Source organism: Leucobacter sp. NPDC077196 (genome assembly GCF_040687075.1).
GTDB lineage: Bacteria > Actinomycetota > Actinomycetes > Actinomycetales > Microbacteriaceae > Leucobacter.
On sequence record NZ_JBFBML010000019.1, the window covers coordinates 18,041 to 31,708 of the forward strand.

Annotated in this window: 15 protein-coding genes and 1 riboswitch; of the genes, 6 read left to right on the forward strand and 9 right to left on the reverse strand. The window is 68.4% G+C overall.

Going from position 1 to position 13,668, the window contains the following annotated elements:
- Together AB0O71_RS13800 and mscL are read left to right on the forward strand one after the other, a co-directional pair.
- Complete coding sequence (locus tag AB0O71_RS13800) at nt 1-1,017, forward strand: hypothetical protein (protein ID WP_363746223.1); 1,017 nt, start codon at nt 1-3, stop codon at nt 1,015-1,017.
- Between the two features lie 33 nt (nt 1,018-1,050).
- A complete protein-coding gene (gene mscL, locus AB0O71_RS13805; protein WP_363746225.1) occupies nt 1,051-1,542 on the forward strand; it encodes a large conductance mechanosensitive channel protein MscL in 492 nt (163 codons plus the stop codon).
- A 47-nt stretch (nt 1,543-1,589) separates the two neighbouring features.
- On the opposite strand, the gene AB0O71_RS13810 is transcribed toward mscL, so the two are convergent.
- Both AB0O71_RS13810 and AB0O71_RS13815 read right to left on the reverse strand, forming a co-directional pair.
- Nucleotides 1,590-2,999 carry a dipeptidase gene (locus tag AB0O71_RS13810; protein WP_363746227.1) on the reverse strand — a complete coding sequence of 470 codons (1,410 nt, stop codon included), beginning with the start codon at nt 2,997-2,999 and terminating at the stop codon, nt 1,590-1,592.
- Between the two features lie 75 nt (nt 3,000-3,074).
- Nucleotides 3,075-4,220, reverse strand: coding sequence for a YihY/virulence factor BrkB family protein (locus AB0O71_RS13815; RefSeq protein WP_363746229.1), 1,146 nt, complete (start codon nt 4,218-4,220; stop codon nt 3,075-3,077).
- 147 nt (nt 4,221-4,367) lie between these two features.
- On the opposite strand from AB0O71_RS13815, the gene AB0O71_RS13820 reads away from it, so the two are divergent.
- Complete coding sequence (locus AB0O71_RS13820) at nt 4,368-5,516, forward strand: DNA alkylation repair protein (protein WP_363746231.1); 1,149 nt, start codon at nt 4,368-4,370, stop codon at nt 5,514-5,516.
- On the opposite strand, the gene AB0O71_RS13825 is transcribed toward AB0O71_RS13820, so the two are convergent.
- The 4 genes from AB0O71_RS13825 to AB0O71_RS13840 form a co-directional block, all read right to left on the reverse strand.
- Nucleotides 5,471-5,983: a DinB family protein gene (locus tag AB0O71_RS13825; RefSeq protein ID WP_363746232.1), complete on the reverse strand. Its 513-nt coding sequence runs from the start codon at nt 5,981-5,983 to the stop codon at nt 5,471-5,473. The two genes, AB0O71_RS13820 and AB0O71_RS13825, sit on opposite strands and share 46 nt — an antisense overlap.
- A gap of 20 nt (nt 5,984-6,003) precedes the next feature.
- The gene (locus AB0O71_RS13830) at nt 6,004-6,267 is read right to left on the reverse strand and encodes a hypothetical protein (protein WP_363746234.1); all 264 of its coding nucleotides are present in this window, start codon (nt 6,265-6,267) and stop codon (nt 6,004-6,006) included.
- Between the two features lie 90 nt (nt 6,268-6,357).
- On the reverse strand, nt 6,358-6,903 hold the full coding sequence (locus AB0O71_RS13835; RefSeq protein WP_363746236.1) for a hypothetical protein: 546 nt from the start codon (nt 6,901-6,903) through the stop codon (nt 6,358-6,360).
- Between the two features lie 15 nt (nt 6,904-6,918).
- Nucleotides 6,919-7,335 carry a DUF4383 domain-containing protein gene (locus tag AB0O71_RS13840; RefSeq protein ID WP_363746238.1) on the reverse strand — a complete coding sequence of 139 codons (417 nt, stop codon included), beginning with the start codon at nt 7,333-7,335 and terminating at the stop codon, nt 6,919-6,921.
- Between the two features lie 238 nt (nt 7,336-7,573).
- Between AB0O71_RS13840 and AB0O71_RS13845 the strand changes: the two genes are divergently transcribed.
- The 3 genes from AB0O71_RS13845 to AB0O71_RS13855 are packed head-to-tail and all read left to right on the forward strand — an operon-like array spanning nt 7,574 to nt 10,824.
- A complete protein-coding gene (locus AB0O71_RS13845; RefSeq protein WP_363746240.1) occupies nt 7,574-8,815 on the forward strand; it encodes a type III polyketide synthase in 1,242 nt (413 codons plus the stop codon).
- A 27-nt stretch (nt 8,816-8,842) separates the two neighbouring features.
- Nucleotides 8,843-9,586, forward strand: a complete 744-nt coding sequence (locus AB0O71_RS13850) for a methyltransferase domain-containing protein (protein WP_363746242.1) — start codon at nt 8,843-8,845, stop codon at nt 9,584-9,586.
- Entirely contained in the window at nt 9,583-10,824 is a 1,242-nt protein-coding gene (locus AB0O71_RS13855; protein ID WP_363746244.1) for an NAD(P)/FAD-dependent oxidoreductase, read from the forward strand. The genes AB0O71_RS13850 and AB0O71_RS13855 overlap by 4 nt, the downstream gene beginning before the upstream one ends.
- Here AB0O71_RS13855 and AB0O71_RS13860 read toward each other — a convergent pair.
- From AB0O71_RS13860 to AB0O71_RS13870, 3 genes are read right to left on the reverse strand one after another with little or no spacing between them, the layout of a single operon-like run.
- Nucleotides 10,776-11,567 carry an ABC transporter ATP-binding protein gene (locus AB0O71_RS13860; RefSeq protein WP_363746246.1) on the reverse strand — a complete coding sequence of 264 codons (792 nt, stop codon included), beginning with the start codon at nt 11,565-11,567 and terminating at the stop codon, nt 10,776-10,778. The two genes, AB0O71_RS13855 and AB0O71_RS13860, sit on opposite strands and share 49 nt — an antisense overlap.
- The gene (locus AB0O71_RS13865) at nt 11,564-12,397 is read right to left on the reverse strand and encodes an ABC transporter permease (protein ID WP_363746248.1); all 834 of its coding nucleotides are present in this window, start codon (nt 12,395-12,397) and stop codon (nt 11,564-11,566) included. Before AB0O71_RS13865 ends, AB0O71_RS13860 begins: the two co-directional genes overlap by 4 nt.
- 5 nt (nt 12,398-12,402) lie before the next feature.
- Nucleotides 12,403-13,506 carry an ABC transporter substrate-binding protein gene (locus AB0O71_RS13870; RefSeq protein WP_363746250.1) on the reverse strand — a complete coding sequence of 368 codons (1,104 nt, stop codon included), beginning with the start codon at nt 13,504-13,506 and terminating at the stop codon, nt 12,403-12,405.
- A gap of 30 nt (nt 13,507-13,536) precedes the next feature.
- Nucleotides 13,537-13,646, reverse strand: a riboswitch (TPP riboswitch).
- Between the last annotated feature and the right edge of the window lie 22 nt (nt 13,647-13,668).

The window sequence follows — 13,668 nt, forward strand, 5'->3', positions numbered from 1 at the left end:
ATGTCCGACCCGAATCTCCCGAACGGCGAGCAGCCCGAGCAGCCCAACGCGCCGCTGCAGCCGCCGTCCGTGTCCGAGCCGGAGCTCACCTCTCAGCTCCCCTCCGATTTCCAGCCCGGCGCCGCGGTGCCGCCGCCGACCACGACGCCCCTGCCTCCCACTTCAGCGGCGCCGCCCGCGTACGGCACCACGCCGCCTCCCGCCGGCGTTACGCCGCCTCCCTCCTTCCAGCAGCCGGGTGCTCCCCAGCAGCCGAATGGCCCCCAGCCGGGTCAGGCACCGTACGGAGCGGTTCCCCCGCAGGGCCCCCAGTCGCCGCAGGGCGGGTACGCGCCCGGCGGGTACCCGCCGGTGCAGCCGAAGGGTCTGGCTATCGCCGCACTCGTCGTGGGCATCGCGAGCCTCGTCTTCTTCTGGGCCTGGTTCATCGGCATCCTCGGCGGCATCGCCGCCGTGATCCTCGGCATCATCGCGCTGAAGAAGCGCCAGTCGAAGGGGATGTCACTCACCGGCATCATCACCGGTGGGGTCGCCGTGCTCGTCTCGGCCGGCGTGCTCATCTTCTCGCTCTTCATCTTCGGCACGCTGATGAACGCCTCTGGCGCAGCAATGGACGACTTCGAGCAGATGACCGAAGAACTCGAATCCCCTTCACCGGCACCCACGCCGAGCGAAAGCGCTTCGAGCGGGGCGTCTGACAGCGCTGCAGCTGGGGCGGCCGAGGGCGCAGCAGACGCCGCCGCGGATGGCTCCACAGACACCGGTGAGGACGTCGGCGAGCGTTCAGCCGAGTTCTGCGATGCGCTGACCGCCTTCTCTACGAGCGGCGCCTCCGGTGAACTCACTCCCGAGGTGCTCGATTCGCTGAAGCCGCTCGCAGACATCTCGAGCCCGAACCAGTCGGTCTACCAGCGCTTCTACGAGTACGCTCAGGATCCGATGAGCGTGGACGACAGCAGCACGTTGATCAGCGATTACTTCGACGCCGTCACCGACGACGCGATGGCCTGCATCTAACTACCGACGGACAGTTCGGGGAGGGGAACACACATGTTGAGTGGTTTCAAGGCGTTCATCCTGCGAGGCAACGTCATCGAGCTCGCGGTCGCCGTCGTCATCGGCGCTGCGTTCAACACGGTCGTGCAGCGGGTCGTCGATTCGCTCATCAATCCGATCATCGGTCAAGCGTTCGATGCTGATTCGCTCGACGGCGCACTGATCGTCGGTCTTCCGCGAGGCGGCGAGATCGCCTTCGGCGCGGTCATCGGTGCGATCATCAACTTCGTCATCGTCGCGGCAGTCGTCTATTTCGTCTTCGTGCTCCCGATGAACAGGCTGCGACCGAAGGTCGTCGAGGCCCCCACCGGCCCGAGCGACATCGATCTCCTGGGAGAGATTCGCGATCTGCTCAAGGCTCAGGCCGCGCAGGATCCGGGTTCCTCGCCCACCGCCCCCGAGGGCCCTGCGGCTCCCCCGTCCACCGAGACCGCTGCGAGCACCTCCGACGAGGCCGCTTCCGGCGGGCCGGCGCACAAGCACTGATCCCGCGACTGCTGGGGGCGTCAGCGCCTGCTCGCCCCCAGCAGGAGTTACTCGGAGCGGCGGTTCAGGCGCGCGAGGAACAACGCCTCGGTGAGTACCGACTTGCGGAATGACTCGAGGTGCAGCGATTCGTTCGGGCTGTGCGCGCGGCCGTCGGGATCCTCGACGCCGGTGACGAGAATCTGCGCGGCGGGAAATTCCTCGACGAGCTCCGCGATGAACGGGATGGAGCCTCCGACTCCGATATCGACCGGCTCGCGCTCCCACGCGTCGGCCATCGCGCCGCGCACCTCCGCGACCGCCCAGCCGGTCGTGTCGACCTGGAAGGCCTGACCGAGTCCCGGGTCCTCGAACGTGAGGCGCGCGCCGAAGGGCGCGTGATCCTGCAGGTGCCGGGTGAGCGCAGCGTAGGCGTCCTGCGGATCCTGCCCCGGAGCGATTCGCGCACTGATGCGCACCCGTACACTCGGAATCAGCGTGTTGGAGGCGTTCGCGACGTCGGGAACATCGAGTCCCGTGATCGTGATCGCAGGCTGCGCCCAGAGCCGTGAGAGGATCGCCCCGCGCCCCACGGGGTGCACTCCGTCGAGCAGGCCCGTCTCCGTGCGAAGCCGCGCTTCGTCGTACTCGGGCACCGTGAGATCGGCAGGATCGAGGCCCGCGACGGCGACGGCCCCATCCGTGTCCCAGAGCGTGTCGAGCAGACGCACGGCGGCGAGCATCGCGTCGGGTACGGCGCCCCCGAACATGCCAGAGTGCGACGCGCGATCGAGGGTCTGTATGCGCACGTTGAACGCCACGGCGCCGCGCAGCGCGACGGTCAGCGCCGGCGTCACCTCGTCCCAGTTGCTCGAGTCGGCGACGATGATCGCGTCGGCCGCGAGCAGTTCACGATTCTCTCGCAGGAAATTGCCGAAGGACTGGGACGCCCACTCCTCTTCGCCTTCGATGAAGAGCGCGATTCCGAGGTCGAGGTCGCACGCCTCCGCCTCGGCGGCGGCCACGAGTGCACGAACCGCGCCGACGTGCGCCATGACGCCCGCCTTGTCGTCGGCCGCGCCACGACCGTAGAGGCGCCCGTTCCGCACCGTCGGTTCGAACGCGGGCGACTGCCAGTCCGCTTCCTTTCCGGGCGGCTGCACATCGTGGTGGGCGTACAGCAGCACCGTCGGTCGACCGTTTCGGGCCTCGCGCCGAGCGACGACGGCGGGGTGGCCCAGTTCGGTCCCGCCCTCGATCGGCGCCCGCCGCACATCGACGACGTCGAACACGCCGATTTCGGCGAGCAGCCCGGCGATGGCATCAGCACTCTCCACCACGTGGGCCGGATCGAAAGCCGGCCACGACACCGATGGGATGCGCACGAGCCGCTGCAGGTCGGCGAGCGTGCGCTCGTGCCCCGATTGCGCCGCCGCGCGCACGACCGCCTCGAAGTTCTGCAGCTGCTCGTCGGCCATATGGGCCTGCCTCTCGGTTCGCGAAGTGCCGTTCGCCTGATGCGACGCGCGACCCGACCACCTTATCCCTCGGTGTCAGGGCCGCCGCGTCTCTGCGGCCGAGTTCCGCGGCTCCCCCGTGCCCGAGACAGGTGTCTCAGACTTCTCGTCGCGTTCGCTCTCTGCCACATCGGCGAGGGCCTTCTCGCGCTCCTCTTGCTCCGCCTCCTGGGCAGATCGCAGCTCTCTCGTCGCCGTGTGCACGAGCTCTTCGGCACGGAGCCGACGGTGCTGCACCAGCGTCTCGGCGCCGTACTTCTCGCGCAGACGGTCTCGAGACTCGGCCGTTGCGGTGATGATGACGCTGCTCGAGATGAGGATGACCTGCGACGACAGGTTGATCCAGATGAGAAGAGCGATCAGCGTCGCGAAGGAGGCGAGCAACGGGTTCGAGGTCGCTCCCCGCACGAAGAGCCCGGACAGCTCCTGGAGCACGACAAGCCCGAAGCCACCGATGAGCGCGCCACTCCAGAGCGCCTTCGCCGGCGCTCGAACGCCGGAAAGCACTCGGAAGACGAGTGCGATGGCGACGGAATCGATGACGAAGACGACCAGAATGCCGAAGATGCGGGTGGCCCATTCCGTGACCGGCCCTTCTGCGATTCCCAGCCAGCCGAGCAGCGACGAGACGCCGACTGATCCCACAACGCTGACTACTGCCGCGCCGGCGAGCAGGCCACCGAACAGCACAGCGACGAGCAGGTTGCGCAGTACGACCCAGAGGATGAAGACATCGTCGTGCACCTCGTCGGCCAGCGTGCGCAGCGCGATGCGCAGACTGCCGATCGCGCTGATCGCCGCGCCCAGCAGTCCGAGCAGCGACACGGCACCCACGATGGTGAAGCCCGTCGGCGCCTCAAAGGTACTCGGATCGACGATATCCCCGATACCCGGGATGACCCGGTCGAGCGTCTGCGTGAGCGTCGCCATGGCCTCAGGGTTCGAGCCCAGCCAGAGCGCGGCGATGGAGAACCCGAGCAGGATGCCCGCGAACACGCTGAACAGTGCGCGGTAGGTGAGGCTGTCGGCGAGCATGGGTCCGCGGTGCTCGCTGTATCTCAGGTATGCGCGCACCAGTCGCAGCCGGAGCGCCCACGCGATCGCACGGGCGACGACGCCTCGCTCGGATGCTGGGGCCGCAGGCTCGTCGATACCCGAACCCTGTCGGCTGTGCGCGCTCATAGTGCTCCCTCCGCTGCCCCACTCAGGGCGACGCTTCGACGCTAACGGGCCGGTGCATGCCGCGGCAACAGGGTTACCCGGCCGGTGCGGCGTGCCGTACACTCCATGCGAGGCACGACCACTGAAACCAAGGAGCGGAGCATCTCGATGTCCATGACGGATGAGCTTCTCGGGAAGGATCGCGCTCACGAGCTCGCCCGTCTGCTGCGCGAGGCGGATCCCCAGGCGAACACCAGTGCTATGCGCTCAGCAGCCGACACCCTGACCGGCCTGGGGCTCAGTGGCCGCGCACGCCTGCTCGCCTCTGCGATACGCGAGGATCACGGCAATGACCCGCGGCGGCTCACCGCAGTGACGCGCGCCGCACTGCACGACTCCGGGTTCGAAGGGTGGATGCTCTGGCCCGTCGGCCTCGCCGTCGCGTGGAGCGCAGTCGAAGCCGACACCTCAGCGTCCTTCGACGATGCCCTCGCCGTCATGCGAGAACTGACGCCGCGTATGACGTCTGAGTTCGCCATTCGTCCGCTGCTCCGCCACGATCTCGAGCGGGGCTTGGCTCAGCTGCACGAATGGACGTCCGACGCGGACTGGCATGTGCGCCGCCTGGCATCCGAAGGCAGTCGGCCGCTGCTGCCGTGGGCGGAGCGCATTCCCGCGCTCGTCGCGGATCCCACCGCAAGCCGCCCCATCGTCGATGCGCTGTTCGACGACGCCGAGGAGTCGGTGCGTCGATCCGTGGCGAATCACGTGAACGATCACAGTCGACATCACGCGGCGTTCGCCGTCGACACCGTGACGGGCTGGCGCGAGAGCGGCGGCACTCACGTCGATCGCACGGCACGGCACGCCCTCCGCACACTCGTGAAACGTGGCGACACCGGCGCGCTCGGCATACTCGGCTTCGCGCCTGCGGAGCTCGACGTGACTCCGCTCGCGCTCTCGAGCTCCCAGGTGCCGATCGGCGACGCGGTGCGATTCTCCGCGTCGGTGACGAATCGCGATTCTGAGCCGGTGCGGATCGTGATCGACTACGTACTCGCCTTCCCCGATTCCCGCGGACGGGAGCGCACCAAGGTCTTCAAGCTCGCCCTGCGCGAACTGTCACCGGGCGAGACGACGGAAGTCGCGGGCGCGCAGTCGTTTCGGCCGCTCTCGACGCGCCGCTACTACCCGGGACCGGCGTCGATCGCACTGCAGATCAATGGCATCGCGCACGCCTCAACGGTGTTCGCGCTCGTCGAGTCAGCGTCCTATTCGAAGGCGTCGACGCCCATCCCGGTGACGTACGCGGCCTGACCGACGTGTTCGAGGGCGTCGGCAGCAACGCTGATGAGCCGCGACGCACGCGTCACCGGCGGATCCCAGCCCGCGTCGATCACCTCGTCGAGGGCTGCGTCGTCGAGGCCGCTCAGGTACGCGACATGTGCCTCAACGGCCGCCCGCAGATGCTCCAGCAACAGGTCTGCATCGACGCAGACGAGGCGTCGAGCGTCTTCGGAGCTATCGCCGTATCCGATGCGCGATGCCGGGAGGTCGAGGTCGAATTTCTGATCGAACCCCTGGGCTGTCCAGATGGGTTCGTCTCCCGAGAGATCGGCGATCTGCGCGTCGATCTCGCGAGCCGCGTGCCAGAGCAACCACGCGATGGAGTTGTCATGGTGAGCGTGGGCGTTCAACAGCTCGGGAACCAGCTTCGGCCGCAACGCTTCGGCGGCATCCAGAGGTCGACGCGCCAGGTCGGCGAGTACTTCCGTGGTGCGCATACGTGTATCCCTTGTGTTCGCTAGCGCGTCGGATCAGATGGATCGGTCGGTTCAGCGGGTCCCGCCAGATTCGCGGGACCTCCCGGGTTGGTCGGGTCGACACCGCCCGAGGTCGCTGCTCCGTCGTCGGTGCTCGCTGCATCGACCGACGCAGCTCGTCGCTTCCGCATCGCCGCGAAGATGATCAGCGCAGCGGCGATCACGATCACGATCGCCGCGCCGATCACCCAGGGCAGCACGCTTTGGCCACCGGTGTTCGCGAGTTCGTCCAGAGTGTGCTGCATGGTGTTCTCCTTCCGGCCTCGAGGTGCGCGAGGCTCCTGAAATCCACACTAGAGGTTCCTGGCGAGCGCCGACAGCGCCGCGCGGCTCCGTCAATGACCGGAGTGCAGCGTTCCGTGAGGCACCGCGAACTCCCCGGCCTCGCTCGCCGCGAGAGCGGGTGTGGCGATCGCGGCGACCAGCATCGCCTCGATCACCAGTACGATCGTGAATGCGCCGGCGCGACGTTGTCGGGGTGCGGGGGCAGGCGCGGATGCCGTTGACGGCGCCGTTGACGGTGCCATCGCGACCGTCGCAGCCGCCCCCAGGCTCCGTGCCCGCGCACCGCGCAACTCGATCACCGCCGCAATGGCGATGGACCAGTGGAACACGAAGAGCGCCACGAATGGAACCAGCGCGACCGGCCCGGTCAGCAGGAGGAACCCCGACCCGACGATGCCGACCGCGCCGCCGACGATCGCGGCGCGCGGCATGACCAGCCGCCCGGCTCGCAGCACGCTGAAGGCCCAGGCCAGCTCGACCGCACCCGCGATTCCCACGGGAATCGCCACGGCAGGGGCCGCACCTGCCGCCGTGGCGAACAGCACGAGGCCGGCCCCGAGCGATGCCAGGGCCGGCCACAATGCTCTGATCATCATCAGAATGCGCCCATGTTAGACCGCGGGACGCGTCGCTGGCGCGACGTGCTTGTCAGCCGCGATTGCGACGACGAGCAGCACGAGCGCGCTGCCGAGGTGGAGGATGTGGTCGGCGGTGTTCAAGGCGAGAATGTTCGCTGCGGTGTCTGCAATGAAGAAGCCGACGATACCGAGGAGCAGGTACACGGCTCCCACGGTGCCGTTCACGCCCTTCGCTGCGCGCACGTTGGCCAGGCCCGCAAGCAGCAGCGCAGCACCGATCAAGAGGTGGGCGATGTTGTGCAGCGGGTTGACCTCGAAGATGCCGAGCAGCAGGCCGCCCTCGGTCGCAACAAAGCCCACGCCGCCGGTGACGGCGAAGCCGAGCAGACCGACCAAGACGTAGACCGCGCCGAAGATCACTCCGAGAATGCGATTAGGTGAATTCTTCACGACGTTCTCCTTCTGTTATTCGCTGGAGGTGACAATGTCGGCACAGCGCATGTCACCCGGTGTACTCAGTGTGGAGTGTTCGGAGCCCTCCCAATAGGCGGTTGCGCGCGACGTGCGATATGCAGTAAGTTCCCAGCTTCGCTGCAGGGGCAATGAATTGGCCCTCACCTCGCGCTGAAGCACCCGAGAGCCTGTCAACCCCGGCGCATCGGTCGAGGAGCAGTACTAGGTTTGCGGCATGGGCACGCAGATTCTCGCTATTGGCACCGCAGTTCCGTCCGCTCGTCTGGCGCAATCGCGCACCCGCGATTTCTTCGCTGCGCAACCCGGAGTCGATCGGCTGACCTCCCGCCTCATCGGTGCGGCATTCGACCAGTCGGCCATCGACACGCGATACTCGGTCATCGGCGGGCTCGACTCCGATGAGGGATCGATCTCCAACTCCGACGTATTCACCGAGGGGCGTGATCTGCTTCGCTCCCCCAGCACCGGTGAACGCAATCTCGTGTATCGACGCGAGGCGCCCCCGCTCTCCGCCGCGGCGGCGCGCGACGCACTCGAGCGAGCAGGGGTGTCGGCCAGCGACGTGACGCACGTCGTGACCGCATCGTGCACCGGGTTCTTCGCGCCAGGCCCCGATTACCTATTGGTGCGCGAGCTCGGCATCCCGACGAGCGCCGAGCGCACCAACATCGGCTTCATGGGGTGCGCAGCCGCGTTCCCCGCATTACGCTCGGCCGCCCGGATCGCCGACTCGCAGCCCGGCTCGGTGATCCTCGTCGTGTGCACCGAACTCTGCTCGCTGCACATTCGCTCGTCGCGCGACCCGGAACAGATCGTGGCGTCCGCAGTCTTCGGCGACGGGTCGGCAGCGGCCATCGTGGCATCAGATCCGATGCCTGCCCGCCGATCCGCCCCAGTGCTCGATGTCGGCGCGTTCTCGACCGCGCTCACATCGGAGGGCGAAGCGGACATGGACTGGACCATCGGCGACTACGGGTTCGAGATGCGTCTCACGGCCAACGTGCCGCGCATCATCGGGCGCGAGGTCGCCTCCGTCGTCGGCCCGATGCTCGGTGGCGACGCGTCCGGCGGAGTTGCGGACATCGATGCGTGGGCGGTGCATCCCGGCGGTCGCAGCGTGCTCGATCGGGTGCAAGACGGACTCGGACTCTCGGAGGAAGCCATGCAGCGGTCGCGGTCCGTGCTCCGCGAATACGGCAACATGTCGAGCGCGACGATCCTCTTCATTCTGCAGCGCATCCTGGCCGACGACGCGATGCCCGACGGTGCGACGGTGGCCGGGCTGTGCTTCGGGCCGGGATTAACGGTCGAAACCGCGCGTTTCACCCGCGTCGCTGCTCGAACCGAGCACGTGGCCGAGGTGCCGGAGACTGATGTCACCGGCGCCACGGGCATTCCCATCGGCGCTGCGGCGAGCGCACCCGCGACGAACTCGGCGTCGCAGCTCGCTCGGTGAGACGATCGGCTCGGTGACGGACACTCGATGAAGATGCCTCGGTTCCCGTTCATTTCGCTGGCGCACCGCGATACGGCGTTGATGGAGATCATGGACGACCCGCACTGCGACCCCGCTCGACTGCGACGCACGCTGCGAGGGTTCGGTGCGGTGAACCGCGCGGTCGCCTCGTGGGCACGGGTCTATCGCACGCATGTGCGCCCGGCGCTCGCTGCGGCGAGCGCGCAGGCGCCACGTGGCGCGCCCCTGAGGATTCTCGACATCGGGTGCGGCGGTGGTGACGTGCTGCGTCGCATCGTGATGATGGCCGCGCGTGACGGTTATGCGGTGCAGGGAGTGGGGATCGACCCCGATCCTCGTGCTATCGCCGTCGCCTCGTCGACTCCCCCGATTCCCGGCGTCGTCTACCGCGAGTGCTTCTCTGCAGATCTCGTAGCCGCCCAGGAGCAATTCGACGTCGTGCTGTCGAATCACCTGCTCCATCACCTGACCGAGACCGAGTTGGCCGGCTTGCTCGCGGACTCGGAGGCACTCGCGACGCGGCTCGCCGTGCACTCCGATATCTCGCGGGGTCGACTCGCCTACGCCGCGTTCGCGGTCGGCGCCGTGCCCGTGAGCGTCGGCACGCTTCTGCGCGTCGACGGGCTCCGCAGTATCCGACGCAGTTATACCCCCGGTGAACTCGCCGACGTGCTCCCGTCGAGTTGGAGGTCGGAGCGCGTCGGCCGATTCCGTCTCCTCGCAGTGCATCGTGCCGGGGGTTCCGCATGAACGAAACGGCCGCGTGCGACGTGCTGGTGGTCGGTGCTGGCCCCAGCGGCTCGCTCCTCGCATCCGAATTGCAGCGGCTGGGGGTCGACGTCGTACTGCTCGAACAGCGGGTCGATGCGTCTCCCGGTTCGCGTGCGATCGGCGTGCACCCTCCCGTGCTCACCGCCCTGGAAGCGAGCGGCGCTACCGAGCGCCTGCTGGCCGGTGCCACGCGGATCACCCGCGGGATCGCTGTCGCCGCGGGTCGCACGGTCGGCGAAGTGCACTTCGATCGCCTATCGGTGCGCTTTCCCTTCGTTGCTTCGGTGCCGCAGGCGGTTACCGAGGCGACGGTCGCGGCCCAGGGACCTCCGCCCGTACGCGGCATGCGCGTCGTGGGCGTGCACCCGACGCCGGCCGGGGTAGCGGTGCATGCGGTGGACGCCGGCGGCGGATCGCGATCATGGCTCGCCGGCACGGTCGTCGTCGCCACGGGCGCATCGGGGCGGAGGCTCTTGAGCGGGCTCTTCACCGGTCGGTCTCGCGCGTACCCCGACCGGTATCTCATGACCGACCTTTCTGAGTCTCCGGGGCAGCCGGAGCACACCGCAGTGATCACGCTCGGATCGGGAGGCGTCGCAGAATCCTTCCCGATGCCAGGGGGCGGGCGCAGGCTGGTGGCGCGGGTGTCGCCGCGCCACCACGATGCGGGAGTCGGCGACGGCGTCAGTGACAGCGACGGCGAGCGCCTTGCTGAGGCGATCTCAGCGCGCATGGGCTGCCCAGAGCTCGCCGCCCACGTCACCGGGGCGAGCCGCTTCAGCATTCGCAGAGTGCTGCTCGACCGCATGGTGTTCGCAAACGCCGTCATCGCCATCGGCGATGCCGCGCACGAGGTGAGTCCGATCGGCGGGCAGGGCATGAACCTGGGCCTGCTTGACGCCGTCACCCTCGCCCCGGTTCTCGCTCGGGCGCGCTCGGGCTCGCGGCACGGCGCCGCTTCCCGCACGCCTACAGAGCGAACGCGCGAGAAGAACACTGCGTTGCGGCATTGGGAGCGCAGCCGTCTTGCCTCGGCGCGCACCGCCGCACGCTTGGCGGGCCTGAACACCGTGCTCGGGCGTCCGTGGCCGCGGCGACTCGCGCCCACCGCTGCCGCGGTACTCGGCTCGGCGCTCCGCACGCCACTCGCGAGGCTTCCCGAGCGCGCCTATGCGATGGGGTTCGACCGGGAGGCGTCATTCGACCGGGAGGCGTAATCCGTCGCACGCAGCATGGCATGCAGCTGCGCCTCGAGCGGCGGTACACGCGGGTCGGTGAGCAGTCCGTCGTCTCGCGGGATGTCGCGGGAGACCTCCACCTCACCCACGAACGGGCCGGGCGTCGCGGGCAGTACGAGCACGCGGTCCGCCAGACGCACCGCCTCGCGAATGTCGTGCGTGATGCACACGATGGTCCACCCCGTATCGCGCCACATGTCGAGCAGCCAGCGCTGCAACTCGTCGCGAGTGATCGCGTCGAGCGCCCCGAACGGCTCGTCGAGCAGCAGGATCGGCCGATCCTGCACCACCGTCCGCAGAAACGAGACACGCTGCCGCATTCCGCCCGAGAGCTGGCGCGGGTAGCGCCGCTCGGCGCCCGCCAACCCGAACGGCTCGATGAGCGCACGCACTCGCCGATGCGCTTCACGGCTCGGCACGCCCTGCACCTCGAGCCCGATCGATGCATTCTCGACGACCCTGCGCCATGGCAGCAGCGCATCGCGCTGGGGCATGTAGGCGAACGGTCTTCCCTGCTGCGCGAGCGGTGCGCCGTCGAAACGGATCTCCCCGGCGTCGGGCGCGAGCGCGCCGGTGAGGATGGACAGCAGTGTCGACTTACCGCTTCCGCTCGCCCCGATGAGCGCGACGATCTCGCCGGCTGCGACATCGAACGAGACGTGCTCGAGCACGGTGTGATCCGCGAACCGCTTGGCGAGTCCCCTGATCTCGAGCAGGCTCATCGCAGCCCTCCCGCCAGCGCGTTGTCGCGGCCCTGCTCGATGCGCAACCAGGGCGCCGCGAGGCGCTCGGCGAGCACGACCGCACCGAAGAGGCACAGCGTGAGCACGGTACTGACCCCGACGGCGGAGAGCACCAAGTCGGTGCGAAACACGTTCTTCGCCGACTGCATGTAGACCCCCAGACCCGCCACCGCTCCGGCGTACTCGGCGAAAATGGCGCCCACGACGGCGTACGTGATCGAGATGCGCAGCGACGAGAAGAACGACGCGGTCGATGCCGGAAGCCTCACCAGGCGGAACACGGTCGCGCGCGAGGCCCCCATCGACGCGAGCAGTCGTTCGGACTCGGGATCCGCATCGGCGAAGCCGCGCAGCAGCCCGACCACCATCGGGAAGTAGGTGACGAACGCGACGAGCAGGATCTTCGGGAGCAGGCCGAAACCGAACCAGAGCACCACGAGCGGCGCAAGTGCGATGAGCGGCAGCGTCTGACTCACGATGAGCAGCGGCAGCAGAGCGCTGCGCAGGATCCGCGAGAAGTCGAGCAGGGTCGCCGTGGCGAAGGCGACCGTCACCGACAGCGCGAACCCCGCGACCGTCGCGACGAGCGTGGGGATGGCGTGCCGGAGCAGCACCGTGTGCTCGGCTGCGGCAGCGCTGACGACGCGGGTGGGCGAGGGCAGCATGTCTGCCGGAACGAGTCCGGCGACCGCGACCGTCTGCCACGCGGCGAGCAGCAGAAGGAACGCGATCGTGGGCGCGGCGATGACACCGATGAGCGCCGGCCAACGCCCAGCCGCTCCTGCCGGCCTCCGAGTTCGCAGCGCCACGCCGCTCACCCCAGGTACTCATCCGTGTAGTAGGCGCTCCAGTCAGGCTGCTCGGCGAGCGGCTCTCCCTCGGAGTCCGTGAGAAAGCCGCCGTCGAAGAGGAACTCGCCGAACGCGTCCCAGGCTCCGGGGTCTGCCGCGCCGATCGCACGATCGGGCGAGGTGAGGTACTCGTCCGCGAGCAGCCGGGTGCTCTCGCGCACCAGCTCCTCTGCCGTGCCGAGCGTATCGGGGTTGGCCGCGATCAGCAGGTCGGCCGCCGCATCGGGCTGCTCGGCCGCATAGGCGTAGCCCCGAGATACCGCTCCCACGAAGGCACGCGCCTCATCGGGGTGCGCATCAAGGTACGCCTCGCTCGAGACGATGCCCGTGGACTGCTGCTCGGGCACGCCGAACTCCTGGTAGCTGAACTCGCGGTACGGGTGGCCGTCGAGCTCTGCCTGCAGGTTCTCCCACGTCGCGACCGACAGGGTGAAGTCGATGCGCCCCTGCGAGAGCGCCTCGTAGGCGCCGGTGTCGAGCACCACCTCCTCGAACTCCCCGCTGCCCCCGTCGCCCTCGATCGTGGCGCTGGCGAGGGCGCTGTAGAGCGGCGAGCCGAAGCCGCCGAAGGTCATGCCGTCGAGATCTGCAGGGCGTTCGACGTCTGCACGATCCGCCAGTGAGACCAGGCGACCCGAGTCGCGCTGCGTGACGCGATACACCGACAGGAGGTCGAGACCGGCGGTGCGCGCCACCTGCACGGTCGACTGGCCACCGATGCCGAAGTCGGCCTCGCCCGCCGAGACGAGCTGCGTCGCGGGTGTCGAGCCGTACGGCAGAATCTCGACGTCGAGGCCGGCTTCGTCGAAGTAGCCCAGCTCATCGGCGACGTACACGCCGATGTGGTTGGTGTTCGGCGCCCAGTCGAGGGCGAACGTGACTCGGGTGCCGCCGGCGCTCTCGGCGGAACCCGCGTCGCTCGGTGCGTCGGAGGCGCTCGCGCAGCCGACGAGGGCGATGGCAGCAGTCGCCAGCAGCGCGGCGGCGGCGCGCGCCGAGGTGCGGGCATGGGTACGTGTGTGAGTGTGAGTGTGAGTGTGAGTGTGAGTGTGAGTGTGATGGCGCATGAATGCGTGCCCTTCCGGTTCGATCGGGCACGGGTTCGTAGAGTGTCTCCCTGCGCTGGCATGATCCAGATCAGGTTCGACGGTCGAAAGCTGTGGACTTTCCTCTCAGCCCGGCCTACCGGACTCCCGTGTGGGGTTCACCCTAGCAACATCCGCACGTCT